The sequence below is a fragment of the Cryobacterium melibiosiphilum genome (assembly GCF_003602235.1).
GTDB classification, from domain to species: domain Bacteria; phylum Actinomycetota; class Actinomycetes; order Actinomycetales; family Microbacteriaceae; genus Cryobacterium; species Cryobacterium melibiosiphilum.
In genome coordinates, this window is the sequence record NZ_QZVS01000086.1 from 24120 (window position 1) to 48664 (window position 24545).

General features: G+C 68.5%; 23 protein-coding genes. 19 read left to right on the forward strand and 4 right to left on the reverse strand.

The window, feature by feature from the left end; translation table 11 throughout:
• The first annotated feature begins 201 nt into the window (after positions 1 to 201).
• The 9 genes from D6T64_RS12375 (at position 202) to D6T64_RS12415 (ending at position 9638) form a co-directional block, all read left to right on the forward strand.
• Entirely contained in the window at positions 202 to 1566 is a 1365-nt protein-coding gene (locus D6T64_RS12375) for an ABC transporter substrate-binding protein (RefSeq protein WP_119974990.1), read from the forward strand.
• A gap of 146 nt (positions 1567 to 1712) precedes the next feature.
• The gene (locus tag D6T64_RS12380) at positions 1713 to 2717 is read left to right on the forward strand and encodes a carbohydrate ABC transporter permease (protein WP_119974991.1); all 1005 of its coding nucleotides are present in this window, start codon (positions 1713 to 1715) and stop codon (positions 2715 to 2717) included.
• On the forward strand, positions 2714 to 3589 hold the full coding sequence (locus D6T64_RS12385) for a carbohydrate ABC transporter permease (RefSeq protein ID WP_119974992.1): 876 nt from the start codon (positions 2714 to 2716) through the stop codon (positions 3587 to 3589). Before D6T64_RS12380 ends, D6T64_RS12385 begins: the two co-directional genes overlap by 4 nt.
• Before the next feature lie 78 nt (positions 3590 to 3667).
• Positions 3668 to 4627 carry a DeoR/GlpR family DNA-binding transcription regulator gene (locus D6T64_RS12390; protein WP_158594882.1) on the forward strand — a complete coding sequence of 320 codons (960 nt, stop codon included), beginning with the start codon at positions 3668 to 3670 and terminating at the stop codon, positions 4625 to 4627.
• A 5-nt stretch (positions 4628 to 4632) separates the two neighbouring features.
• A complete protein-coding gene (locus D6T64_RS12395) occupies positions 4633 to 6171 on the forward strand; it encodes a mannitol dehydrogenase family protein (RefSeq protein WP_119975069.1) in 1539 nt (512 codons plus the stop codon).
• A 46-nt stretch (positions 6172 to 6217) separates the two neighbouring features.
• Positions 6218 to 7639 carry a xylulokinase gene (gene xylB / locus D6T64_RS12400; protein WP_119974994.1) on the forward strand — a complete coding sequence of 474 codons (1422 nt, stop codon included), beginning with the start codon at positions 6218 to 6220 and terminating at the stop codon, positions 7637 to 7639.
• Positions 7640 to 7736: 97 nt separating this feature from the next.
• Complete coding sequence (locus D6T64_RS12405; RefSeq protein WP_119974995.1) at positions 7737 to 8111, forward strand: PadR family transcriptional regulator; 375 nt, start codon at positions 7737 to 7739, stop codon at positions 8109 to 8111.
• Complete coding sequence (locus D6T64_RS12410) at positions 8108 to 8842, forward strand: hypothetical protein (RefSeq protein WP_119974996.1); 735 nt, start codon at positions 8108 to 8110, stop codon at positions 8840 to 8842. Before D6T64_RS12405 ends, D6T64_RS12410 begins: the two co-directional genes overlap by 4 nt.
• A gap of 46 nt (positions 8843 to 8888) precedes the next feature.
• Positions 8889 to 9638, forward strand: a complete 750-nt coding sequence (locus D6T64_RS12415; RefSeq protein ID WP_158594883.1) for a DUF1129 family protein — start codon at positions 8889 to 8891, stop codon at positions 9636 to 9638.
• Positions 9639 to 9657: 19 nt separating this feature from the next.
• Here the strand turns inward: D6T64_RS12415 and D6T64_RS12420 are convergent, their stop codons facing one another.
• Together D6T64_RS12420 and D6T64_RS12425 are read right to left on the reverse strand one after the other, a co-directional pair.
• The gene (locus D6T64_RS12420) at positions 9658 to 9879 is read right to left on the reverse strand and encodes a CstA-like transporter-associated (seleno)protein (protein WP_119974998.1); all 222 of its coding nucleotides are present in this window, start codon (positions 9877 to 9879) and stop codon (positions 9658 to 9660) included.
• Positions 9879 to 12164 carry a carbon starvation CstA family protein gene (locus D6T64_RS12425; protein ID WP_119974999.1) on the reverse strand — a complete coding sequence of 762 codons (2286 nt, stop codon included), beginning with the start codon at positions 12162 to 12164 and terminating at the stop codon, positions 9879 to 9881. Before D6T64_RS12425 ends, D6T64_RS12420 begins: the two co-directional genes overlap by 1 nt.
• A gap of 168 nt (positions 12165 to 12332) precedes the next feature.
• Here D6T64_RS12425 and D6T64_RS12430 point away from each other — a divergent pair, with 168 nt between their 5' ends.
• Positions 12333 to 13718 (forward strand): glycine--tRNA ligase, encoded by a 1386-nt coding sequence (locus D6T64_RS12430; RefSeq protein ID WP_119975000.1) that lies wholly within the window; start codon positions 12333 to 12335, stop codon positions 13716 to 13718.
• Positions 13719 to 13792: 74 nt separating this feature from the next.
• Here D6T64_RS12430 and D6T64_RS12435 read toward each other — a convergent pair whose 3' ends face one another.
• Together D6T64_RS12435 and D6T64_RS12440 are read right to left on the reverse strand one after the other, a co-directional pair.
• Entirely contained in the window at positions 13793 to 14842 is a 1050-nt protein-coding gene (locus D6T64_RS12435; RefSeq protein WP_119975001.1) for a zinc-dependent alcohol dehydrogenase family protein, read from the reverse strand.
• 244 nt (positions 14843 to 15086) lie between these two features.
• Positions 15087 to 16478 (reverse strand): glutamyl-tRNA reductase, encoded by a 1392-nt coding sequence (locus D6T64_RS12440; protein ID WP_119975070.1) that lies wholly within the window; start codon positions 16476 to 16478, stop codon positions 15087 to 15089.
• A gap of 119 nt (positions 16479 to 16597) precedes the next feature.
• Here D6T64_RS12440 and hemE point away from each other — a divergent pair, with 119 nt between their 5' ends.
• The 9 genes from hemE to D6T64_RS12485 all read left to right on the forward strand — a co-directional run bounded on the left by hemE (position 16598) and on the right by D6T64_RS12485 (position 24527).
• Entirely contained in the window at positions 16598 to 17734 is a 1137-nt protein-coding gene (hemE, locus tag D6T64_RS12445) for a uroporphyrinogen decarboxylase (protein WP_119975002.1), read from the forward strand.
• 170 nt (positions 17735 to 17904) lie between these two features.
• Entirely contained in the window at positions 17905 to 19506 is a 1602-nt protein-coding gene (locus D6T64_RS12450; protein WP_233551115.1) for a protoporphyrinogen/coproporphyrinogen oxidase, read from the forward strand.
• A 123-nt stretch (positions 19507 to 19629) separates the two neighbouring features.
• Positions 19630 to 19989: a YtxH domain-containing protein gene (locus D6T64_RS12455; RefSeq protein ID WP_119975003.1), complete on the forward strand. Its 360-nt coding sequence runs from the start codon at positions 19630 to 19632 to the stop codon at positions 19987 to 19989.
• 69 nt (positions 19990 to 20058) lie between these two features.
• Complete coding sequence (locus tag D6T64_RS12460; RefSeq protein WP_119975004.1) at positions 20059 to 20469, forward strand: phage holin family protein; 411 nt, start codon at positions 20059 to 20061, stop codon at positions 20467 to 20469.
• On the forward strand, positions 20459 to 20794 hold the full coding sequence (locus tag D6T64_RS12465; RefSeq protein ID WP_119975005.1) for a hypothetical protein: 336 nt from the start codon (positions 20459 to 20461) through the stop codon (positions 20792 to 20794). The genes D6T64_RS12460 and D6T64_RS12465 overlap by 11 nt, the downstream gene beginning before the upstream one ends.
• 100 nt (positions 20795 to 20894) lie before the next feature.
• On the forward strand, positions 20895 to 21647 hold the full coding sequence (gene hemQ, locus D6T64_RS12470) for a hydrogen peroxide-dependent heme synthase (RefSeq protein WP_119975006.1): 753 nt from the start codon (positions 20895 to 20897) through the stop codon (positions 21645 to 21647).
• Positions 21647 to 22771: a ferrochelatase gene (locus tag D6T64_RS12475; RefSeq protein WP_119975007.1), complete on the forward strand. Its 1125-nt coding sequence runs from the start codon at positions 21647 to 21649 to the stop codon at positions 22769 to 22771. The genes hemQ and D6T64_RS12475 overlap by 1 nt, the downstream gene beginning before the upstream one ends.
• Positions 22768 to 23721: a hydroxymethylbilane synthase gene (hemC, locus tag D6T64_RS12480; protein ID WP_119975008.1), complete on the forward strand. Its 954-nt coding sequence runs from the start codon at positions 22768 to 22770 to the stop codon at positions 23719 to 23721. Before D6T64_RS12475 ends, hemC begins: the two co-directional genes overlap by 4 nt.
• Positions 23718 to 24527, forward strand: coding sequence for a uroporphyrinogen-III synthase (locus tag D6T64_RS12485; RefSeq protein ID WP_233551116.1), 810 nt, complete (start codon positions 23718 to 23720; stop codon positions 24525 to 24527). The genes hemC and D6T64_RS12485 overlap by 4 nt, the downstream gene beginning before the upstream one ends.
• Positions 24528 to 24545 lie beyond the last annotated feature (18 nt).

Consider the following 24545-nt stretch of genomic DNA (forward strand, 5'->3'; position numbering starts at 1 on the left):
GTCGGCGCTGCTGTGCGCTGACCCGAGACTATCAATTGCATGGGCCCGCGTGTGGGTTTGGCGGCCCAAAACCGACCATTCGGGCAAATTTGGTCACGCAAACATCACAAAGTCACAATTTGGGTTGCATAAACCACAGGTTCGGTTGATACTCGGTAAATACCAGTCCACAAGGACGTGTCGACGATGATGAGGTTTGAGATGACGAAGTCTTATTCCATGAAGAAGCGGGTACTGCTCAGCGCAGTGGCGTTCTCTTCGGTGGGTGTGCTTTTGGCCGGCTGTAGCGGAGCGGGCGCCGGCGGCGGCTCCGGACAAGCGGATGGCCCGGTCACTCTGACCCTCGCCACCGTGAACAACCCGCAGATGAAAGACATGGAGGAGCTCAAGGGCGCCTTCGAAGAATCCCACCCCGACATCACCGTCGACTTCGTGGCGATGGAAGAGAACGACCTGCGCGACGCCGTCACCAAAGACGTCGCCACCCAGGGCGGACAGTACGACATCGTGACCGTGGGCAGCTACGAAGTTCCGATCTGGGGCCAGAACGACTGGCTCGTCGACCTGGGCCCGCTCGCCGAGGCCGACGAAGCCTACGACGTCGACGACCTGCTGCCGCCCGTGCGCGAAGCGCTCACCGTCGATGACAGCCTCTACGCCGTTCCCTTCTATGGCGAGTCCTCCTTCCTCATGTACAACAAGGAGATGTTCGACGCGGCCGGCCTCACCATGCCGACCGAACCCACCTGGGACGAAGTTGCCGGCTTCGCCCGCACCCTCAAGACCGACGACGTCGCCGGCATCTGCCTGCGTGGCAAGCCCGGCTGGGGCGAGCTCTTCGCCCCGCTGACCACCGTGGTGCAGACCTTCGGCGGCAGCTGGTTCGACGAGGACTGGAACGCCACCGTCAACAGCCCCGAATTCACTGAGGCCGTCACCTTCTACACCGACCTGGTCGCGGATGCCGGCGAAGCCGACCCCGTCTCGACCGGCTTCACCGAGTGCCTCAACCTGTTCTCGCAGGGCAACGCGGCCATGTGGTACGACGCCACGAGCGCCGCCGGCCCCATCGAAGCGGATGATTCCGCTGTCGCCGGCAAGGTCGGCTACGTGCACGCCCCGGTGAAAGAAACCGAAGAGTCCGGCTGGCTCTGGGCCTGGAACCTCGCCATCCCGAACACCAGCACGCAGCAGGACGCCGCGTGGGAGTTCGTGAGCTGGGCCACCAGCACCGAGTACATCGACCTCGTCGGCACCACCCTCGGCTGGGAGCGCGTGCCCCCGGGATCGCGCATCTCGACCTACGAGAACGAAGAGTACCTCGCCGCGGCATCCGCTTTCGCGCCGATCACACAGGACATCATGCTCGCCGTCAACCCGACCCAGCCCGGCGTGAACCCGCAGCCGTGGGTCGGCATCCAGTACGTCACCGTTCCGGAGTTCCAGGACCTGGGTAACCAGGTCTCGCAGGACATCGCCGACGTCTTCGCCGGCCGCGACACGGTCGAGAGCGTGCTCGACAAGGGCCAGGAGCTGGCCACCGAGGTCGGCGACGCCCAGAAGTAGCTCCCGCACCTCGCACCTCCCGCACCACCAGCTCGACCCCGAGAGGGCCGTTCCCCCTGGCAACCCAACGGGAAACCAGGCGGAACGGCCCCTCCTCCCATCAGCATCGAGACGCTCCCATCAGCGTCATGAAAGTGACTTGAGACATGACCGCGACTGTGGCCCCATCCACAACGCCCCCGGGGGCTGAAGAGTCCACCCGGGCGATCCTCACCCGAAACGGCGGCACACGCGGCGGCGGCCGTCGCGGCCCGAAGCCCGAGCTCACCCCCGGCCAGAAGAAGGCCCTCAAGCTCGCCCGCGCGCTGGTCTGGCCCGCGATCGTCGTCGCGATCCTCGTGACGCAGATCCCGTTCCTGGTCACCATCTACTACTCGTTCCAGAACTGGAACCTGATGCGCCCCGGATCCCGCGGATTCGCCGGGTTCGACAACTACGTGACCGTCTTCACCGGCGGCGAGTTTCTGCAGTCACTGTCGGCCACCGTCGTCATCACGGGCTCCTCGATCGTGCTGTCGGTCATCTTCGGCCTCGGTATCGCCCTGCTGCTGAACCGCAAGTTCATCGGCCAGGGCCTGGCCCGCACGCTCGTGATCACCCCGTTCCTGATGATGCCGGCCGCGGCCGCGCTGATCTGGAAATGGTCCATGCTCGACGCCAACGTCGGCATGGTCAACTGGGGCCTCTCGGTCATCGGCATCGACCCCGTGCAGTGGAACACCGACAATCCGGCCCTGACCGTGATCATGGTGCTCACCTGGCAGTACACGCCGTTCATGATGCTGATCCTGCTGGCCGGGCTGCAAAGCCAGAGCCAGGAGACACTCGAGGCCGCATCCGTCGACGGAGCCGGCCCGATCCGCAGCTTCATCCACATGACCCTGCCGCACCTGCGCCAGTACATCGAACTGGCCGTGCTGCTCGGCGGCATCATGCTGCTGCAGGTCTTCGACCCGATCGCCATCATGACCCGCGGCACCGGCGGCACCAAGACCCTGTCCTACCTGCTCTACGAGCGGGCCTTCGTCGGCCTTGAAATCGGTGAGGCTGCCGCCTACGGCGTCGTCACCGTTCTGCTGACCATCATCGTCGCGAGCGTCGCCCTGCGCCTGCTCTTCAAGATCTTCTCCAGTGAAGGGGCCAAGTCATGACTTCTGCCACCGCTACCGCCACGCGCACCGTGCCCGCCCGCCGCCGCAACCGGCGCCTGCGCCACCGCGCCACGAGCACCGCCCTGACCGTCTTCACCTGGGTCGTCACCCTCGGCTTCTTTTTTCCCGTCGCGTGGATGGTCTTCACCGCCTTCAAGACCGAAGCGGCCGCGGCCACCAAGACCCCGACGATCTTCACGTCGCTCTCCTTCGACCGCTTCGCGGAGGTGCTCGACCGCGGCTTCGGTGTCTACCTGCTCAACTCCCTCACCGCGAGTGTCATGTCGACCGTCATCGTGCTGCTGCTCGCCATCCCGGCGGCTTACGGCCTGTCGATCCGCCCGATCATCAAGTCCCAAGACGCACTGTTCTTCTTCATCAGCACCCGCTTCATGCCGATTGCGGCCGCGATCATCCCGATCTACCTGCTGCTGCAGAACTTCGGCCTGCTCGACAACATCTCGGCGCTGAGCGTGCTCTATGTGGGCATGAACCTGCCGCTCGCGGTGTGGATGATGCGATCCTTCTTCAGCGAGGTGCCGCTCGAGATCGTGGAGGCCGCGCAGATCGACGGCGCGAACTTCTTCACCGAGCTCGTGCGGGTCGTGCTGCCGATCGTCGCCCCCGGCATCGCCGCGGCCGCGCTGATCTGCTTCATCTTCGCCTGGAACGAGTACTTCCTCGCCAACCTGCTCACCTCGACGATGGCCCGCACCACGCCGCCGTTCCTCGGCAGCTTCGTCGACGGCCGCGGACAGTTCCTCGCCGTGCTCTCGGCGGCCTCGACCCTCGCGGTGCTGCCGGTCGTGCTCGCTGGCTGGCTCGCCCAGAAGCGCCTCGTCACCGGCCTCGCCATGGGTGCTATCAAGTAGCACCCATCAGGCAACGCGCAATCCGCGCCATGATGAAGCAGCGCTGTGAACGCAGATGACGCAGGCAGGGGAGCCATGATGAGCAGAACTACAGAGGGCGAGCCGGTCGCCGGCGGGGCAGCGCCGGGCCGCCAGGCGCAGACCCGGCACGACCAGATCCTGGGCGTGCTCGCCCTCGCCGGTCGGGTCGACGTGCACGACCTGTCCGAATCCCTCGGCGTGGCCGAAGAAACGATTCGGCGCGACCTGCGCGTGCTCGAAGAGGCGGGGCACCTGCGCCGCGCCCATGGCGGGGCAATCCGGGCGGCAGACCCGGTGACGGACCCGTCGTTCATCACCGATCCCGAGCCATCCGCTCACCCGGTGGCCACCCTCGCCGCCCGGCTGCTGCCCGAACGAGGGGTGATCTTTCTCGACTCGGGGGAGATCGCCGAGGCACTCGCCGCCCTCGTGCCCGACGACGCCGAGCTCCAGCTCGTGACGCCGTCAATTCCGGTGGCGCTCATCGCCAGTCGCAATGGCGCACTCGTCGTCTACAACCTCGGCGGCACCGTCGACCCGGCCGACGATTCGCAGAGCGGGCAGTGGGCCCGGGAATCGCTCGAGCACATCCGCATCGATGTGGCCTTCATCACCGTGACCGGGGTGACGCGCGACGGCCACCTGTTGGCCGCCAATCCGAAGGCCGCGATCGTGAAGAGCGCGGCGATCGCGGCCGCCGAGCGCGTGGTGCTGATCGCCGACCGAGAGCACCTGGCCAGCATGGGGCTCGTGAAGTTCGCCCGGCTCGCCGATCTCGACCACGTCGTGGTCGACGACCGCACGACCGAGGCCGTGCTGGCCCTGGTAGCGGATGCCGGGGTGCCCGTGCTCATCGCCGCCAGCGCCGATCCTCACCACCTGAACGAGAACGACCAGCACCCGAACGACCTGCACCACACGGTGGACCCGACGCTCGTGGTCGACCTCAACCCGATGAACCCCTCGCTCGACTTCCCCAGCCCCGCCCACCAGAACCCCGCCCACCAGAAAGTGTGACCGCCATGACCGAGACGACCGAGACGACCGGCACGACCGCCGCTCCCCGCACGCTGAGCACCCTCGGCAACGAGACGCTCGCGGCCCTCGCGCCCGCCGCGCCCGAGGTGGCGCTGCCGGCCTACGACCGGGTCGGCCTGTCCGCCGGAATCGTGCACTTCGGCGTCGGCGGCTTCCACCGCGCGCACCAGGCCCTCATGATCGACGACCTGCTCGCGCAGGGCCTCGCCCGCGACTGGGCCATCTGCGGCGTCGGCGTCATGCCGAGCGACGTGCGCATGCGCGACGCGCTGCTCGATCAAGACGGGCTCTACACGCTCGTGGTCAAGCATCCCGATGGCCGCCTCGAGGCCCGCGTGATCGGCTCGATCATCGACTACATGTACGCGCCCGACGACGTGGAGGCCGTGATCGAACGCCTCGCCAGCCGCGAAGTGAAGATCGTCTCCCTCACCGTGACCGAGGGCGGCTACAACATTCACCCGGTCACCGGAGAATTCGAGCTCGACAGCCCGGCCGTCGCCGCCGACCTCGCGGCCGACGCCGTGCCGGCCACCGTGTTCGGCATCGTCGTCGAGGCCCTGCGCCGCCGACGCGCCCGCGGCGTCGTGCCGTTCACGATCATGTCCTGCGACAACCTGCAGGACAACGGCGGCGTCGCCCGCCGCGCCTTCGTCGCCTTCGCCACCGCGAAAGACGCCGACCTCGGCCTCTGGATCTCCGTCGCCGTGAGCTTTCCGAGCTCGATGGTCGACCGCATCACCCCCGTCACCACCGACAACGACCGCGCCCAGATCGCCGACACCTTCGGCCTCTCCGACCGCTGGCCCGTCGTCTGCGAACCGTTTTTGCAGTGGGTGCTCGAAGACCACTTCACCGATGGCCGGCCGCCCTACGAAAAGACGGCCGTGCAGCTCGTCGCGGATGTCGAACCCTACGAACTCATGAAGCTGCGGCTGCTCAACGCGAGCCACCAGGGGCTGTGCTACTTCGCACACTTGATGGGCTACCGGCTCGTGCACGACGCGGCCGCTGACCCGCTGATCGCCACCTTCCTGCGCGCCTACATGGACCGCGAGGGAACCCCCACCCTCAAGCCGGTGCCCGGCATCGACGTGGAGGACTACAAGACCCAGCTCATCGAGCGGTTCTCCAACCCCGGCGTGCGCGACACCGTCGCGCGGCTCTGCGCGGAGTCGTCGGACCGCATCCCGAAGTGGCTGCTGCCGGTGGTGCGCGAGCAGTCCGCCCGCGGCGGCGAGGTCGCCCTGTCGGCGGCCATCGTGGCCAGCTGGGCCCGCTACGCGGAGGGAACAGATGAACAGGGTCAGCCCATCGAGGTCGTCGATCGCATCAAGGACCGTGTCATGGCCAGTGCCGACGGCTACAGTAGCGACCCGCACTCCTTCCTGCGCGACGAGGATCTCTTCGGAGATTTGCTGAACGATGCCGCATTCGTGGCGGCCTACGATCGGGCGCTCGAGCTGCTGCACACGGTCGGCGCCCGGGCGACACTCGAAGAGCTCCTCAAGCCGTTAAACTGACCCGACAGTAGGGCGTCCACCAGCACGGGTTTCAAAGGGGAAAACAATGGCACCGAAGCGTCGAATCGTGGCGGGTGTCGACTCGTCGACCCAGAGCTGCAAGATCGTGACCGTGGACGCAGACTCGGGCGAGCTGCTGCAGCTGCGCAGCGCCCCGCATCCGGATGGCACGAGCGTCGATCCCGCCCACTGGTGGGACGCCTTCGTGGCCGCCGGCGGCACCGAGCTGGGCGACGCCCAGGCGCTCGGCGTCAGCGCGCAGCAGCACGGCATGGTCGCCCTCGACGAATCGGGCACCGCCGTGCACGATGCCCTGCTCTGGAACGACGTGCGCAGCGCCCCGCAGGCCGCCGCTCTGGTGAAGCAGTACGGCGCCGAGATGTGGGCCGACGAAATCGGCGTCGTGCCGGTCGCGTCGTTCACCATCACGAAGCTCGCGTGGCTGCACGAGAACCGGCCCGAACTCGCCGCGCGGGTCGAGCAGGTGCTGCTGCCGCACGACTGGCTGACCTGGAACATCCTCGGCCGCCCCTCCGAGGCCGTCACCGACCGCAGCGATGCTTCCGGCACCGGCTACTTCTCCGCCCACACCAACGAGTACCGGCCCGACCTGCTGCGCGCGGCGCTCGGCCGTGATGCCCGCCTGCCGCGGGTGCTGGCCCCGAACGAGCGTGCTGGTGTGACCCCGCAGGGCGTCATCGTCTCGGCCGGCGCCGGCGACAACGCCTCCGCCGCCCTCGGCCTGGGCATCGGCGAAGGCGACGTGGTCGTCTCGATCGGCACCAGCGGCACGGTCTTCGCGAGCACCGCCGCCCGCATCAGCGATCCGAGCGGCGCGGTCGCCGGTTTCGCGGATGCCGCCGGCGGCCAGCTCCCGCTGCTCGCCACCATCAACGGTGCGCGCACCCTCGTCGCGACCGCGCGCATGCTCGGGGTGGACATCGAGCGCTTCGGTGAGCTCGCCCTCGCGGCGCCGATCGACGCCGACGGCCTACTCATGCTGCCCTACCTCGACGGCGAGCGCACCCCGAACCTGCCCGACGCGACCGGGTCACTGACCGGCATGCGCCGGTCGACGATGACGCCGGAACACCTGGCGCAGGCATCCGTGCTCGGCTTGGTCTGCAGCCTCGCCGACGCGCTGGATTCCCTGCGCGGCCAGGGCGTCAGCGTGCAGCGCGTGATTTTGATCGGCGGCGGCTCGCAGTCGCCCGCCGTGCAGAAGATCGCCGCCGACGTGTTCGGCGTGCCCGTCGTGCTGCCGAAGCCCGGGGAGTACGTGGCGCTCGGCGCCGCTCGCCAGGCGGCCTGGGCGCTCGACGGCAGCCCCGACTTTCCGGCCTGGCCGCTCGAGATCGCCCGCGAACTCGAGCCCGCCGCCGGCGCCGCCGGGTCCGGCGGAGCAGACTGGGCCCTCGCCGTGCGCGCCAACTATGCCTCGAGCCGCGCCCACCTCTACGGCGTCTGACCCGCGCGAGCGGCGCCGCCGCGGGCGCAGCGTGCTCCTGTGACTAGACAGCCTCGCTAACTAGTGACACTATGTAGTGCATGGGAAGCACACCGAGATGACCGCGAAGCAATGGTCGAGTGACTGGATGCGCGCCGCCCTCGGGCTGTGCGTGCTGCGCACTCTCGCCGCTGGCCCGACCTACGGTTACGCCATCGCGGCCGCGCTCGAAGAGAGCGGGTTCGGCCAGGTCAAGGGGGGCACGCTGTATCCGCTGCTGACGCGCTTCGAAACAGCCGGCTGGATCGCCGTCGACTGGCGCGTCGGGGCGGGCGGCCCGGAGCGCAAATACCTGTCGCTGACGGATGCCGGACGCCGCGAATTCGAGGCCCAAACCATCGCCTGGCGTGATTTCACGGGCACGGTCTTCGCGCACCTTGACAGCATTGACCTGCCCAGCACCGCAGCACCGAAGGGGACGGACGAATCATGACCACTACCATCCGCGAGAACGAGAAGTGGCTCGAGATCCTCACCATCGAGCTGCGCCTCCTCGACGTCAATGGCACCCGCATCGGCGATGCCGTCGCGACGGCCCGGGAGTTTCTCGACGACTCGGGGGAGCGTGCCGAAGACTCTTTGGGCAGCCCGCAACACTATGCCGCTGAGCTGAACCTCCCCGCAACACCGGAGGCTGCGCAGGGCGTGCGCCGCGCCCTCGTGCGCAGCGGGTTCGGTGTGTTGGGTATGTTCGCGCTGGTCGAGTCGGTCGTTCCCCTCATGAACGATGAACCGGTCACTCTGGGCCCGGTGGTGCTCGCCATCTATCTAGTCGCACTGATCCTGATCGCGCTCCTGCCGAGCCTCGTCCCCGTCATGGCGAGGATGCGGCGGCGCGGCGTGATCATCGGAATCGTGACTGCGGCGCTGCTGGGCGGCACGATCCCCGCCCTGCTGGCGCTCTGGGCGGGCGATCGGGTGCTGCTCAGCCTGCCCGCCCTGCCGGTGGCGATCGTCGGCGCCGTGCTGCTGGTCGCGCCGGCCCTCTGGGGCCAGCTGCGGCACTCCGTCACCGATGACCCGATCATCGCCCCGGGCTCCACGCCGTCGCCACGCGCCGCGTTTCGCGCGCGGCTCTTCCTCGTCGTCACCAACTGGCTGCTCGTGCTCGGCGCCGTCGGGCTCTGTGCCATGCGGCTCCTGCTGGAGACGCTGACCCGCTGAGCCCACACCTGCAGAGCACCGTATGACCGAATGGAACGGACGAATCATGACCACCAACACCCGCGAAGCAGCGAACGAGGAGTGGCTGGAGAGCCTCATCATCGAGCTGCGCCTGCAGGGCGTCAACGGCACGCGCATCGGCGACGCGATCGCGAGTGCCCGGGAGTTCCTGGTCGACTCCGGGGCGGTCGCCGAAGACGCCTTCGGCAGCCCGAAGCAGTACGCCGCTGAGTTGAACCTTCCCGTCGAACCCGATGCCGACCAGGGCGGGCGTGGCGCCCTCGTGCGCGGCGCCATCGGCATGCTCGGCATGTTCTCGGTGGTCCAGGCGGTGATTCCGCTCGTCTACGGCGAAACGCTGACGGTCATCGCGCCGGTGCTCGCCATCATGGTCGTCGCGTTCATCGCCATCGCGTGCCTGCCGAGGCTCATGCCCGCCATGGCGCGGATGCGCAAGCGCAGCGTGTTCGTGACCTTCCTGCTGGGGGCGGCGCTGGGCCTGGTCACGACCGTTCCCGGTGTTCTGTTTGTGGTGTGGGCGGGCGACCGGATGGCCCTCAGCCTGCCGGCGCTTCCGGTCTTCATCGTCGGCGTCGTGTGCCTGATCGCCCCGGCGTTGTGGGGTCAGCTGCGGCACTCCATCACGGACGACCCGATCGTCGTGCCGGGTGTCACGCCGTCCGCCCGCAGCGCGCGCCGCACTCGCCTGTTCCTGGTTGTCATCAACTGGCTCCTCGTGCCCGTCACCGTCGCCCTGTGCGCGGTGGCCCTGTTGATGGACTCCTTCTCCCGCTGAGCGCGCCCAGTGAACCGGTTCAGCAGCAGCGACTCTGCGGGTTCCTGTCCTGGCGGTCGGTCTGGTCGCGCCAGAACTCCTTCTCGGTCATGACCTCATGGGCAGCGCACGACGGGTCGGCCGCGCGCGCGGCGTGGTGGGCGGCGTACTTCTCGTACGCATCCTCCCCGAGCATGCCCTTGAGATACCAGGCCACGCTCCGGGCGCCGCGCCGCACCGCGCCCACCACGCCGCTATTCATCAGTGCCCGGCCCGGGTGTACTTCTTCTCGGCCGGCAACGCGTCCCACTCGGCCTGCAGCTTCTTCTCCGGCGGGGTCACGAGGAGCCCGGCCGGCGCGAAGATCTGCGACTGCACCGCGGGGTCCTCGCTCGAGGAGTTCGCGTTGGTGCGATACGCCTTCCACGTCGCCTGAATCGCGGTGAAGATCACGATGATCGCGAGCGTGACGAACACGATCGAGAGCACGCCCTGCACCATCGTGTTGCGCACCACGGCTTCCATCGCCAAGACGGATGTCGCGGTGCCGAAGCTCGTCTCGCCCGCTTCGAGCGCCCCCGAGAAGGCCCGGTTCTGGGCGAAGTAGCCCACCGCGGGAACCGTGGAGAAGATCTTCAGGAACGAGGCCGAGATTGTGACGACGGCCGCGAACGCGAGCGGAAGCGCCACTACCCAGAGGTATCTGAACAGTCCACGCTTGGCGACGATCGCCATGCACACGGCCAGCGCGATTGCGGCGAGCAGCTGGTTGGCGATGCCGAACAGCGGGAAGAGCGTGTTGATGCCGCCGAGCGGGTCGGTGACGCCCATCAGCAGTACTGCGCCCCAGGCCGCGACCATGATCGCGGTGGCCGACCAGGCGCCGGGGCGCCACGAGGTGTTTTTGAACTTCGGGAAGAAGTTGCCGAGGCTGTCCTGCAGCATGAAACGAGCGACGCGGGTGCCGGCATCCACTGCCGTGAGAATGAAGAGTGCCTCGAACATGATCGCGAAGTGGTACCAGAAGCTCATCATCGCGGTGCCGCCGATGAGCTGCTGCATGATGTGGGCGAGGCCCACCGCGAGGGTCGGAGCGCCGCCGGTGCGCGAGACGATCGACTCTTCGCCGACGTCCTTCGCGGTCTGGGCGAGCAGGTCGGGCGTGATGTTGATGCCGGTCATGCCGAGCCCGTTGACGAAGGCCACGGCACCTTCGATGGTGCCGCCGGTCAGGGCGGGCGAAGAGTTCATGGCGAAGTAGAGGCCGCGGTCGATCGACAGCGCGGCGACCAGCGCCATGATCGCGACGAACGATTCCATGAGCATGCCGCCGTAGCCGATGAAGCGGGTCTGGCGTTCCTTTTCGATGAGTTTGGGGGTGGTGCCCGAGGCGATCAGGGCGTGGAAGCCCGAGAGAGCGCCACAGGCGATCGTGACGAAGAGGAACGGGAACAGCGTGCCGCTGACAACCGGACCGGTGCCGCTGGAGGCGAACTCGCTGACCGCCGGGGCACTGATCTCGGGACGAATGATGATGATGGCGACCGCGAGCATGCCGATCGTGCCGATCTTCATGAACGTCGAAAGGTAGTCGCGGGGGGCCAGCAACAGCCACACGGGCAGGATCGCGGCGATGAAACCGTAGATGATGATGCCCCAGGCGATGGTGACCTTGTCGAGCAGAAAGAAGGTCGAGCCCCACTCGGTGTCGGCGATCATGCCGCCGCCGATGATCGCGGCGATCAGCAACACGAAGCCGATGATCGAGATCTCGGTGATCTTGCCGGGCCGGAAGAAGCGCAGGTAGCAGCCCATGAACAGGGCGATCGGGATCGTCATGCCGACCGAGAAGACACCCCACGGGCTCTCGGCGAGGGCGTTCACGACGACGAGGGCGAGGATCGCGACGATGATGATCATGATCACGAGGGTCGCGATGAGGGCGGCGGTGCCGCCGACCACGCCGAGCTCGTCGCGGGCCATCTGGCCCAGCGACCGGCCGCCGCGGCGCATCGAGAAGTAGAGCACGAGGTAGTCCTGCACCGCGCCGGCGAGCACGACGCCGACGATGATCCAGATCGTGCCGGGCAGGTAACCCATCTGGGCGGCGAGCACGGGGCCGACGAGGGGGCCGGCGCCGGCAATCGCGGCGAAGTGGTGGCCGAACAGCACCCGGCGGTCGGTCGCGGCGAAGTCCTTGCCGTCGGCCTTGTACTCCGCGGGGGTCGCCCGGCGGTCGTCGGGCTTCAGCAGGTGCTTCTCGATGTAGTTCGAGTAGAAGCGGTAGCCGATGAGGTAGGTACAGATCGCGGCGAAGACGAACCAGATCGCGTTGACGGTCTCACCGCGCACGACGGCGAGCATGACCCAGCTGAGACCGCCGAGCAGCGAGATTCCCGCCCAGATCGCGATCTTCAGCGGGGTCCACTTACGGTCGTGGGCCTCGGTCTCGGCCGGGTCGACGGCGACCGCCAAGTCCCGAGGAATCTGCTTCAATACCAGTGAATCTCCGGTCGAACCTGTCGACCGATTGGACGTCGCGCCCATGTCTCCCCCTTGAGTGACCACGCAGTGCGGCCCTATTCCTGAGCCAACGTTAGTCCCGTGCCGCGGCGTGTGGGGGTTCGGGCGCGAATTCGTGACCGGGCAAGCGCGTAAAATAGAGAATCGCCATCCGGGCACTCGCCCTTCTCCCCTTCGACCATTGGAGCCACCGTGGCCGCGCCCACTCATCTTGATTCCGTCATCGCCCTCGCCCGCCACCGCGGCTTCGTCTTCCAGGCCGGTGAGATCTACGGCGGCTCGCGTTCCGCCTGGGACTACGGCCCCCTCGGCGTCGAACTCAAGGAAAACATCAAGAAGCAGTGGTGGCGCTCCATGGTCACCGGCCGCGACGACGTCGTCGGCCTGGACTCGAGCGTGATCCTGCCCCGCCAGGTCTGGGAAGCATCCGGTCACGTCGAGGTCTTCAGCGACCCGCTGATCGAGTGCACCAACTGCCACAAGCGTTTTCGCGCCGACCACCTCGAAGAAGAATATGAGGAGAAGAAGGGCCGCGCCCCCGAGAACGGCCTCGACGACATCGCCTGCCCCAACTGCGGCAACCGGCACACCTGGACCGAACCGCGCGCGTTCTCGGGCCTCTTGAAGACCTACCTCGGCCCGGTCGACGACGAGGCCGGCATGCACTACCTGCGCCCTGAAACCGCGCAGGGAATCTTCGTCAACTTCGCCAACGTGCTGCAGGCGTCGCGCTCGAAGCCCCCGTTCGGCATCGGCCAGATCGGCAAGAGCTTCCGCAACGAGATCACCCCCGGCAACTTCATCTTCCGCACCCGCGAGTTCGAGCAGATGGAGATGGAATTCTTCGTCGAACCGGGAACGGATGAGACGTGGCACCAGTACTGGATCGACACCCGCCTCGCCTGGTACACCGACCTCGGCATCAACCCCGAGAACCTGCGCCTCTTCGAACACCCGAAAGAGAAGCTGTCCCACTACTCCAAGCGCACCGTCGACATCGAGTACCGCTTCGGCTTCGCCGGCGGCGCCTTCGGCGAACTCGAAGGAGTGGCCAACCGCGGCGACTTCGACCTGTCGACGCACGCCAAAGCATCCGGTAAGGACCTGTCCTACTTCGACCAGACCAAGAACGAGCGCTGGGTGCCCTGGGTCATCGAGCCCGCAGCCGGCCTCACCCGCTCGCTGATGGCGTTCCTCGTCGACGCGTACCACGAAGAAGAAGTGCCCAACGCGAAGGGCGGCGTCGACAAGCGCACCGTGCTGAAGCTCGACCCGCGCCTCGCGCCGGTAAAGGCCGCCATTCTGCCGCTGTCGCGCAACGAGAAGCTGTCGCCGATGGCCCGTGAACTCGCAGCCCGCCTGCGCCAGTCGTGGAACGTGGACTTCGACGACGCCGGCGCCATCGGTCGCCGCTACCGCCGCCAAGACGAGATCGGCACCCCGTACTGCATCACGGTCGACTTCGACTCCCTCGATGACCAGGCCGTCACCGTGCGCGACCGCGACACCATGCTGCAGGAGCGCGTGCCGCTCGCCGAGCTCGACGCGTACCTCGCGGTGCGCCTGCGTGGCGCGTAGCCCGCTCTGAGTTACGGACAAAGCACCTTCATTGCGAGAATGAGGGTGCTTTTTCCGTACCTCAGCCGCCGGGCTTAGAGCGTCAGGTCGATCAGGGTCACGCCGCGGGGCGGCACGGCGGCGCTCATTCCGGCCAGGGCCTCGGGGGCGTCTTCCAGACGGATGCGCCGGGTCACCAGATCCTGCGGCCGCAGGGCCCCGCTCTGCACCAGGGCGAGAAGTTCGGGGTAGTCGTGGGCCGGCATCCCGTGGCTGCCGAGAATGGCCAGCTCGCCGGCGATGACGGCGCCGAGCGGAAGGCGGGGGTCTTCGGCGAGCAACCCGATCTGCACGTGCCGGCCGCGGGCCGCCAGCGACCTGATTGCGATGGCGACCGTGCTCTCCCGGCCGAGGGCTTCAACGCTCACCTGCGCGCCCGAACCTCCGGATGTCAGGGCCCGAACCTGCGCGATCACCTCGGCGTCGGTCAGCCCGGCCGAGTTGACGGTGTGTGCCGCACCGACCTTCGCCGCGGTTGCCAGGGCCTCGCCGCTGATGTCCACCGCGATCACGGTCCCGCCGAGCGCCGCCCCGATCATCACCGCGCTCAGGCCCACCCCGCCACAGCCGATCACCACGAGCGTTTCGCCGGCGGCGAGGTGCGCCTGGTGCACGAGCCCCCGGTAGGAGGTCGCGAATCGGCAGTCGAGCAGCGCGGCGGCCCCGGCGTCGAGGTCCTCGCCGATCGCGATCAGGTTCACGTCGGCGTTGTGCAGGGCGACTTTTTCGGCGTAGGAGCCCCAGTGGGTGAACCCGGGCTGGGTCTGGTTGCGGCAGACCTGCCCGTTGCCGCTCTCGCACTCCGGGCAGGCACCGCAGGCGCAGACGAAGGGCACGGTCACCCGCTGCCCGACACGAAAGCGGCGGACCTGTGCCCCCACCGACTCGATCACGCCAACCAGCTCGTGCCCGGGCACGTGCGGCAGGGCGATGTCTGAGTCGTGGCCCAGCCAGCCGTGCCAGTCGCTGCGGCAGAGCCCGGTCGCCTCGACCCGCACCACGACCCCCGCGGCACTCGCGACCGGGTCGGGCACTTCGCGCACAGTGGGGAGCACTCCGAACTCGTCAAACCAGACAGCCTTCATGGTCCCAGTCTGCCCGACCCGCGAGCGGCCCCACTCCGCGCGTCATGCTCTCGGCCTGAGGTGCGGACTTCGTGCCCTCCGCCCGTCAACGAGGGCACGTTTTCCGTACCTGAAATGGGGTGGCGGCTGTGCGTCAGCGGATGTCCAGGCTCAGCCTTGCTGAGGTACGGACTTCGTGCCTTCATCCCGCCAGCGAGGGCACGTTCTCCGCACCTCAGGCCTGAGCGGGCCGCGGGGCGCTGGGTTAGGAGGCGGCGGAACCTTCGCGGCCCGCGGCATCCGTTGCCGACGACGTGGACGCGCCGGCGGCCGGCAGCTCCACGTCGAGGTCGAACAGGGCCGACAGCCCCGTCAAAAAGTCGTCTTGGTCACCGCGGCGGGCAAGCTCGCGGGCCCGCACCATCGGGGTGTGCAGCAGCACGCCGGTCAGGTGGCGCAGGGCCGCTTCGGTGGCTTCGCTCGAGTCGCCGCGGCTGCGGGCCCGGGCGATCTCGGCGTCGCGCAGCTCGAACATGTAGTTGCGCAGCGCCACGACGGCCGGGGCGAGGCTCTGCTCTTCGGCGACGGCGCTGAACTTACGGGCCGCGCGTCCCACGATCTCGCGGGCCTCATCGTGCGCGTTGAGCTCTTCGAGTGGGGCATGGATGCTGATGGTCTCGAGGTCGAGCAGCTCGACTCCCGGCACCTCGATCACGTCGGGAGCCACGTTGCGGGGCAGGCCGAGGTCGATGATGAGCTGCGGCGGGGCCTCGGGGGAGGCATCCGCGGGGCAGAGCTTGGCGGCGGCGAGGCCGAGCGTCGTTTCGGGGGCGTCGGGGTTCAGACCGACCTGGGCGCGGCCGGCGCGGATGATGGCGGCGTCGATGACGTGGTCTTCGCGCAGCGTGCAGGTGACCACAACGTTGGCGCTCGCGACGGCGGCCGCGAACCCGTCGACGGGTACGGCCTGGATCCCGTGCGAGGCGGCGAAGCCGAGGGCGCGTCCCGAGGGGGAGTACACGCGCACGTTTTCGGCGCCGCGGTCGCGCAGGGCCGCGAGCGACGCGCCGGCGTAGCGGCCGGTGCCCACGAGCAGGATCTCGGCCTTCGACCAGTCGATGACCCGGCTTTCGGCCAGTTCGAGGGCGAGGCGCACGATCGAGCGCCCGGCGGAGCCGATGCCGGTGCGGTTCTTCACGCCTCGGGAGGTCTGCGAGGCCCGCTGGAAGAGACGCTCGAGTTCGGGGCTCGTGGTGCCGTCGGCGCGGGCCTGTTCGAGGGCGCGCCGCACCTGGCCGGCGATTTCGCCCTCACCGACGACGACGGATTCGAGGCCGCTCGTGACGGCGAAGAGGTGTTCGGCGACGTGGTTGCCGTGCACGAGCTCGAGGTTGTCGCGCAGGGTGTCGGCGCCGACGCCGGTGTTCGCGCTCACGGCGTCGATCGCGGCGAAGACGGCGGGCAGCGGCGACACGCCGAAGGGCTCATCGAGGTCGAGGTAAGCCTCAAAACGGTTGCAGGTGGCGACGATCACGGCGCCGCTCAGGCGGGCGTGCTCCTCAACCATGCGTGCGGCGGTGGCGCCGGCGCCCACAGAAAGCTTCTCCAGCACATCGAAGGTGGAGTTCTTGTGGCTCGCGGACAGACAAATCAGCACCATTCGATTCTACGACCCGTAGAGCCACCGATCGAGCCGATGCATCGGTGAACGTCGATGCAGTGCGGCGAATTCACCGCGAATCGTCGCATTCAGGGAAGTTTGGCAGAATCAAGCACGTGAACCTTGATGCGCAGCACCCCCTCAATACCGGACTCACCGCCGACTCCCGCCTCATTCAGGCCTACCAGGGCACGCGCCCCGCGGTCACCCCGGTCTGGTTCATGCGCCAGGCCGGTCGCAGCCTGCCCGAGTACCGCGACCTGCGCGTCGGCACCCGCATGCTCGACGTCTGCCTCGACCCCGAGCTCGCGGCCGAGATCACCCTGCAGCCCGTGCGACGCCACCACGTCGACGCCGGCATTTTCTTCAGCGACATCGTCGTTCCCCTGAAACTCGTCGGCGTCGACGTAGAGATCGTGCCGGGCAAGGGTCCCGTTCTCGGCAAGGCCGTGCGCACCGCAGCGGATGTCGCCGAACTCACCGCCCTCGACCCGGCCCAGCTCGACACCGCCCTCGCGCCGATCACCCTCGCGGTCAGGCGTGCGGTCGCCGAACTCGGCAGCACCCCGCTGATCGGCTTCGCCGGGGCCCCCTTCACCCTCGCTGCCTACCTCGTCGAGGGTGGCCCGTCGAAGGATCACATCCACGCCCGCACGCTCATGCAGGCCGATCCCGACGCCTGGGATGCCCTGATGAGCTGGACTGCCGACGTCACCGGCCGATTCCTGCGCGCCCAGGTCATGGCTGGCGCGAGCGCGGCGCAGCTCTTCGACTCCTGGGCCGGCGCGCTCTCGCTGCAGGACTATTCCCGCTTCGTCGCCCCCGCCTCGACCAAGGCGATCGCCCACGTGCGCGACCTCAGCTACGGCCTCGCGCCGGCAGCCGATGCGGCGACGGATGCCCCCCTCACCCACCGCAACGTGCCCATCGTGCACTTTGGCGTGGGCACCGGCGAAATCTTGAAAGAGATGCACAACATCGGCGCTGACGTCGTGGGCGTGGACTACCGCGTGCCCCTCGACGAGGCCAACCGTCGTCTCGGCGGAACGGTGCCGATCCAGGGCAACGTCGACCCGGCCCTGCTCGCCGCCCCCTGGCCCGTGCTCGAGGCCCACGTGCGCGATGTCATGAAGCGGGGCGAGTCCGCGCCCTCCCACGTCGTCAACCTCGGTCACGGCGTGCCGCCGGAGACCGATCCCGACGTGCTCGGCCGCATCGTCGAGCTCGTGCACACGGTCAGCGCCGGCGAATAGCCCATGTCTTCCTCCTTTTCGACCGGTGCCCGCGAAGGCCGCGGTATAACTCCTGCAGATTTTGGCGCGTCGGCGAAACGGCCGCGTCCTCGCGGGGGAGTCGTGGCCGACAAGATTTTTCTGCAGGAGTTATGCCGCCGACCCCGAGTTGAACGGGCAGGAAACCTCTCGTGACGACCCCTCCGGTTGACGTCATCGTGATCGGTGGCGGCGTCGCCGGCCTCGTCGCGGCCCGCGAATGCGCTCACGTCGGCCTCAGCGTCACCGTCATCGAGGCGACGGATGCCCTCGGCGGCCCGGTCGCCGGCCACGAGCTGGCCGGCCTCCACCTCGACAGCGGTGCCGAGAGTTTCGCCGTGCGCGGCGGAACCGTCAGCGCCTTCGTCGACGGCCTCGGCCTGACCGACCAGATCGTCGCCCCGAACCCGGCCGGAGCCTGGCTGCACCTGCCCTCCACCCCCTACTGCAAGGGCCCCACGACCGGCCCGGCCGCCGGGTCGGTGAGCGTGCCACTGCCCAAGGCCGGCGTGCTCGGCATCCCCGGCTCCCCGCTCGCCGACGACGTGCGCCGCGTGATCGGCTGGCGCGGAGCCCTCACGGCCTACCTCGACCGCATCAAGCCGGTGCTCACCATCGGCCGCGAGCACAGCCTCGGTGAACTCGTGCTCAAACGCATGGGCCCGCGGGTGCTCGAGCGCCTCGTCGAACCGGTCGCCTCCGGGGTCTACACGGCCTCGTCGAACGACCTCGACATCGATGTCGTCGCACCCGGCCTCAACAACGCGCTCACCACCGCCGGCTCGCTCTCCGGTGCCGTCTCGATGCTGCGCGGCGGCGCGGCCGCCGGATCCTCGGTCGGCGGCCTGCTCGGCGGCATGTCGACCCTTGTCGCGGCCCTCCGCGCCGACCTCGAGCTTTACGGCGTGGAGATCCTTACCGGAACCCGCGTCGAGCACCTCGCCCGCATCGACCCGGCAGCGTCTGCCACGACTGCGGCACCGGCCGCCGACCCGGCAGCGGTGTCCGCATCACCCGTGGCCTGGACCGTGACGCTCGCGGCCCCGGCCGCCGCCGGGGAGCCGGCCGGGGCATCCGTCGACGTCGCCTCTGCTGACGCCACCGACGCGGCCGGCCCCCCGGCCGCGCGCACCGCCCGCTACGTGATCGTGGCAACACAGGGCGCTCAGGCCCTGAAACTCATTGCCCCGCTCGACGGCGCGCACGCGGCGCTCAGCGACCTGGATTGGCCCGCCCCCACCGCCGTCACCCTGACGAGCCTCGTGCTCGACGCGCCCGCTCTCGACGCGCATCCGCGCGGCACCGGCGTGCTCGTCGCCGTTGATGCCCCCGGCGTCACGGCCAAAGCCCTCACCCACGTCACCGCGAAGTGGCCGTGGGTCGCGGCGGCCGCCGGCCCCGGAGTGCACGTCGTGCGCCTCTCCTATGGCCGTGCCGACGAGCCCAACCCCACCGACAATCTCGACGACGAGACCCTGCAGGCCCTCGCCCTGACAGACGCCGCGACGCTGCTCGGCGTTACCCTCGAGGCCGGCCAGGTGCGCGGTTTCGCCCGCACCGAGTGGCGCGACGCGCTCTCCCCGGCCACGATCGGCGCGCGCGAACGGGCCTTCCGGGTGCGCGAGGTCGTCAACGCCGCGCCCGACCTGGCAATCGCGGGTGCCTGGCTGTCGGGCACTGGGCTGGCGTCGGTGATACCGGATGCGATGGCTGCGGCCGCGCGCATCCGTCACGCCGCCCTCGGACTCGCCTAAACCCGCGCAAAGGGCCGGTCGGGGCGCATTCCATATAGCGCATATTCATGACAGTTACGTCGTGCGCCTTCAGGTGGTTCGGGGCTACTCTGTGGAGACGTGAACTCGAGGAATGGAGTGACAATGCGGGGAAAGCTTCTCTTTATCACCGGCGGACTTGTCGGCTACGTGCTCGGAGCTCGCGCCGGGCGCAAGCGTTACGAGCAGATCGCCTCCACCGCGAACAGCGTGTGGAACGCCCAGCCCGTGCAGCGCCGGGTCAACGAGGTGCGCGACTTCGCCCTCGAACTCGTCGGCGACGTGCCCTCGGTGCTCCTGACGGCGGGCAAGAAAGTCGTCAACAAGGCCACGAGTCCCAAGGCCGCGGCGACCAAGCCCGCAAAGCCGGCCACGCCCGACAAGGCGCCGCGCCCCACCCCCACGACCTCGTTCCCGGCGGCGCAGTTTCCGCCCGACGAGGCCGACCTGCCCAGCACGAACTAACCCGGGTTCGACCGAGTTACGCAGTCAGATCAACCCGCCACCGTATCGACGACACCGGAAGGGGAATCCGTGACTGGATTCAACCCCAAGAGCAGGCAATCCCTGTTTGCCCTGATCGGGGAGCTGCCCGGCCAGATCAGCGACCTTGTCAAGGCCGAACTCGACGCCTTCAAGGCCGAGTTCGCCAGCAAGGCGAAAAACATCGGCCTCGGCGCGGGGCTGTTCATCGTGGCTGGCGTGTTCGCGTTCTTCGCGACCGGCGTGTTCCTGGCCCTCGCGATTATCCTGCTCGCACTCGTGCTGCCGCTGTGGCTGGCCACCCTCATCGTGCTGGTGGTGCTCCTGCTGCTCGCGGCGGTGCTCGTGCTGGTCGGGGTCAACCGGGTGAAGGCGGCGACCGCACCCGACCCGGGCGGCGTGCACGCCAGCATCCGTCACGATGTCGACGCTTTTAAGGGAGTGGGCGAATATGAAAAATAGCAAAGCGGTAACACGCCGCACCGACGGTGTCGACCAGGTGCAGAGCTACACGAGCGGCGACGAGTCGCACTCGAGCAAGGCCGAGCTGCGGGCGAAGTCCGTCGAAGCCCGGGCCGCGCTGGCGAGCACGCTCGACGCGATCGAGTACAAGTTCAACATTCCCAAACAGCTGCGCATCACGCGCCGTCGACTCAGCCGATCCCTGCACGAGCTCGGCGAAGAGAACGGACTGGCCCTGATCGGCATCGCCCTGACGGCCGCAACGGTCGTCGGCACGGTCGTCTGGTTCGGCGCCAACGCCATCGTCACGGCCCGCGAGAAATAGCCTGTAAAACTGCCGCGAAACAGCCCCTTTCCACCCCCGGACGGGTCGAAACGCGGCCCGTATTTTGGTGCGCGGGCCAAATCGGAGCAGACTAGGGATTATGACTCACCCGGCTGCCGGAGAGGCAGTAAACACCATTCAGCCCGCCACCCCCATCGATAGCGAGACTCCCGAGGTTTCGCCGCAGGGATTCACCCTGTTCACCGTGTTACGCAAGGATCCGCGCAATCCCGACGACCTGGATGGCCGGGATGTCCCGCACGCGGTCAACGAACTTGATGATGTCATTGCCCTCATCGAGGCGGAAGGTGTCACGGTTCGTGGCTTCTACGACGTCTCCGGCCTGAAGGCCGATGCCGACGTCATGATCTGGACCCACGCCGACAACGCCGAGACCCTGCAGTGGGCCAACCGCGAGCTGCGCCGCAGCCGCTTGCTCAAGAGCCTGCTGCCCACGTGGAACGCCATGGGCGTGCACCGCGAAGCCGAGTTCAACAAACACCACGTGCCCGGATTCCTGCGCGGCGTCGAGCCCAAGGCCTGGCTGACCATCTACCCCTTCGTGCGCAGCTATGAGTGGTACCTGCTGCCGGAGGCCGAGCGCAGCACCATGCTCGCCGACCACGGCCGCAAGGGTGCCGCGTATAAGGGCGCCATCGCGAACACCGTGTCGTCGTTCGCCCTCGGCGACTACGAGTGGCTGCTGCCGATCGAGAGCGACGAACTCACCGAGCTCGTCGACCTCATGCGGGGCCTGCGCGACACCGAGGCCCGCCGCCACGTGCGCGAAGAGGTACCGTTCTTCACCGGCCGTCGCATCACGACCGCCGAACTGGTCGAGGTGCTGCAGTAATGGCCGAGTACGACGCAATCCTGCTCGCCGGTTTCGGAGGCCCTGAGGGCCAGGACGACGTGATTCCGTTCCTCCGCAACGTCACCGGTGGCCGCGGAATCCCCGAGGCCCGCCTCGAAGAGGTCGCCACCCACTACCGCCACTTCGGCGGCGTGAGCCCGATCAACGACCAGAACCGCGTGCTCAAGGCCGCGCTGCAGGTCGAACTCGACCGCCGCGGCATCAATCTGCCCGTGATCTGGGGCAACCGCAACTGGGCCCCGTACCTGCGCGACACGATCAGTGACGCCCACGACGCTGGCCAGGACCGCCTGCTCGCCATCGCCACGAGCGCCTACAGCTCCTACAGCGGATGCCGCCAGTACCGCGAAGACTTCGCCGCGGCACTGACCGACAAGGGACTGAACGATGTTGTGCACATCGACAAGATCCGCCAGTTTTTCGACCACCCCGGCTTCGTCACGCCCTTCATCACCGGTGTCACCCAAGGGCTGAAGGATGTCGCCGCGGCGATGCCCGGCATCGACGTCGACACCGAGGTCGAGATCCTGTTCTCGACCCACTCGATCCCGATGACCGACGCCAACAAGAGCGGCCCCGCCGAGCGCGGGTTCGGCGAGGGTGGCGCCTACGAGGCCCAGCACCGCGCCGTCGCCCAGGTCGTCATGGACGCCTTGGTCGAGCCCGGTGATTCGACGGCTCCCCTCAAGACGCAGTGGCAGCTGGTCTATCAGTCCCGCAGCGGCCCCCCGAGCATGCCGTGGCTCGAGCCCGACATCAACGATGCGATCGCCCTGCTGCCGGCCCGGGGCATCCGTGCCGTCATCATCGTGCCGCTCGGTTTCGTGAGCGACCACATGGAGGTCATGTGGGACCTCGACAACGAGGCGATGGAGACGAGCGAGAAGTTCGGCATCCACGCCGTGCGCGTGCCGACCCCCGGAGTCTCGCCCGACTTCGTGAACGGCCTCGTCGACCTGATCGAGGAACGTCTGAACGACACCCCCGACGCCGACCGCCCGCGGGCAACGAACCTCGGGCCGTGGTACGACGTGTGCCGCCCCGGCTGCTGTGAGAATGTGCGCCTCGGCTTCAAGCCCGCGCTCGCGGGGATGGCCCCGTGAGCGTAATCCGAGTGGGCACGCGCGGAAGCGCTCTCGCCCTTGCCCAGACCCAGACCATCGCCAACCGCATCGCGGCCTCCGCGGGCGTCGAGGTCGAGATCGTGCCGATCGAGACCCACGGCGACGTCTCGACCGAGTCGCTGGCAAGCCTGGGTGGCACCGGGGTCTTCGCGAGTGCCCTGCGCGAAGCCCTCGTGCGCGGCGATTGCGACGTCGTCGTGCACTCCCTGAAAGACCTGCCGACCGACCCTTTCCCGGGTCTCGTCATCGGGGCCACGCCCAAGCGAGCGGATGCCCGCGACGCGCTCTGCGCGCGCGCCGGCTTCACGCTCGAGTCGCTTCCCGACGGCGCCCGCGTGGGCACCGGCTCGCCGCGCCGCATGGCGCAGCTGCGCAAGGCCCGCCCCGACCTCGAGATCGTCGACCTGCGCGGAAACATCGACACCCGCCTCGGCCGCGTCGCGGAGGGTGACCTCGATGCCGTTGTGCTCGCCGCCGCCGGCCTCGGCCGGTTGGGACGCCTCGACGACGCGTCGACCGAGCTGCTCTCGCTCTCGGACTGGCCGACCGCACCCGGGCAGGGCGCGCTCGCCCTCGAGGTACGCGACGAAAAACTCGATCGCCTGCTGCACACGGCCCTCGCCGCGATCAACCACGGCACCACCGAGGGCGCCACGACCGCCGAACGGCTGGTGCTCGCGCACCTCGAAGCCGGCTGCGCCGCCCCCATCGGGGCGACCGCGGTCATCGACGACGGACTGCTCTTTCTCACGGCGACGGTCTACAGCCCCGATGGGCTGCGGTCCGTCACGAGTTCGCACGCCGCGACACCCGATTCCCATTCCGCGCTCCATCTCGTCGAGGCCGCGCGTGACGTGGCCGGGCGAGTCGCCACCGATCTTCTGGCCGGTGGCGCCGCCGAATTCGCACCGCTGAAGGTAAGTAAGTGACCGCTCGATTGCAGCCCAAAACCGTTCTCGCCAAGCCGCTCGCCGGCTGGAAAGTACTCGTGCCGCGCGGTGGTCCCTGGGGAGACCAGGTCGCCGCCAACCTGCGCGCCCGCGGCGCACAGCCGATCGTGGCCCCGATGATCAATTTTGCGCCCACGGATGATGCCCCCGCCCTTGAAGCGGCCCTCGCCCGGCTTGCGGCCGGCGACTTCGACTGGATGACCGTGACCAGCGCCACCACCGTCGACGTGCTGCAGTCGCACCGCGCGGTCGTCGCCCCCGGAACCCGCATCGCCGCGGTCGGCGAGACCACCGCCGCCGCACTCATCGCGGCCGGCTACCACGTGGACATCGTGCCGAGCGAGGACAACTCGGCCCGCGGCCTGCTGCTCGAGTGGGAGACCGCCACCCAGGGCGTCATCCCGCTCCGCGTGCTGACACTGCGCAGCGAGATTGCCAAGCCGCTGCTCAGCGAGGGCCTGCGCCGCGTCGGCCACGAGGTCGAATCCGTCGTCGCCTACCGCACCGTGGGCGTGGCCGTCAGCGACACCGTGATCGCCAACGTGAAGGCCGGCCTCGTACAGGCCGTGCTCGTCACGTCCGGCAGCGTCGCTCAGCAGGTCTTCGACCAGCTCGGCCCCATTCCCGAGCAGACCCTGGTGGCCTGCATCGGCCCGCGCACCGCGAAGGACGCGCGAGCGATCGGCCTGCGCGTCGACGTGATCGCCGACGAGCGCAGCGCCGAGTCCCTCATCGAATCGCTCGTGACCGCCGCGGAGGCGCACGCGCTCGCCGACCTCAGCTAGCAGGTGCGGGCATCCGCC

What these genes read in the sequence shown, in the direction of transcription:
- D6T64_RS12375 (WP_119974990.1), top strand. Translation starts at nt 202, where the DNA reads ATGACGAAGTCTTATTCCATGAAGAAGCGGGTACTGCTCAGCGCAGTG.
- D6T64_RS12380 (WP_119974991.1), top strand. Translation starts at nt 1,713, where the DNA reads ATGACCGCGACTGTGGCCCCATCCACAACGCCCCCGGGGGCTGAAGAG.
- D6T64_RS12385 (WP_119974992.1), top strand. Translation starts at nt 2,714, where the DNA reads ATGACTTCTGCCACCGCTACCGCCACGCGCACCGTGCCCGCCCGCCGC.
- D6T64_RS12390 (WP_158594882.1), top strand. Translation starts at nt 3,668, where the DNA reads ATGAGCAGAACTACAGAGGGCGAGCCGGTCGCCGGCGGGGCAGCGCCG.
- D6T64_RS12395 (WP_119975069.1), top strand. Translation starts at nt 4,633, where the DNA reads ATGACCGAGACGACCGAGACGACCGGCACGACCGCCGCTCCCCGCACG.
- xylB (WP_119974994.1), top strand. Translation starts at nt 6,218, where the DNA reads ATGGCACCGAAGCGTCGAATCGTGGCGGGTGTCGACTCGTCGACCCAG.
- D6T64_RS12405 (WP_119974995.1), top strand. Translation starts at nt 7,737, where the DNA reads ATGACCGCGAAGCAATGGTCGAGTGACTGGATGCGCGCCGCCCTCGGG.
- D6T64_RS12410 (WP_119974996.1), top strand. Translation starts at nt 8,108, where the DNA reads ATGACCACTACCATCCGCGAGAACGAGAAGTGGCTCGAGATCCTCACC.
- D6T64_RS12415 (WP_158594883.1), top strand. Translation starts at nt 8,889, where the DNA reads ATGACCACCAACACCCGCGAAGCAGCGAACGAGGAGTGGCTGGAGAGC.
- D6T64_RS12420 (WP_119974998.1), bottom strand. Translation starts at nt 9,879, where the DNA reads ATGAATAGCGGCGTGGTGGGCGCGGTGCGGCGCGGCGCCCGGAGCGTG.
- D6T64_RS12425 (WP_119974999.1), bottom strand. Translation starts at nt 12,164, where the DNA reads ATGGGCGCGACGTCCAATCGGTCGACAGGTTCGACCGGAGATTCACTG.
- D6T64_RS12435 (WP_119975001.1), bottom strand. Translation starts at nt 14,842, where the DNA reads ATGAAGGCTGTCTGGTTTGACGAGTTCGGAGTGCTCCCCACTGTGCGC.
- D6T64_RS12455 (WP_119975003.1), top strand. Translation starts at nt 19,630, where the DNA reads ATGCGGGGAAAGCTTCTCTTTATCACCGGCGGACTTGTCGGCTACGTG.
- D6T64_RS12465 (WP_119975005.1), top strand. Translation starts at nt 20,459, where the DNA reads ATGAAAAATAGCAAAGCGGTAACACGCCGCACCGACGGTGTCGACCAG.
- hemQ (WP_119975006.1), top strand. Translation starts at nt 20,895, where the DNA reads ATGACTCACCCGGCTGCCGGAGAGGCAGTAAACACCATTCAGCCCGCC.
- D6T64_RS12475 (WP_119975007.1), top strand. Translation starts at nt 21,647, where the DNA reads ATGGCCGAGTACGACGCAATCCTGCTCGCCGGTTTCGGAGGCCCTGAG.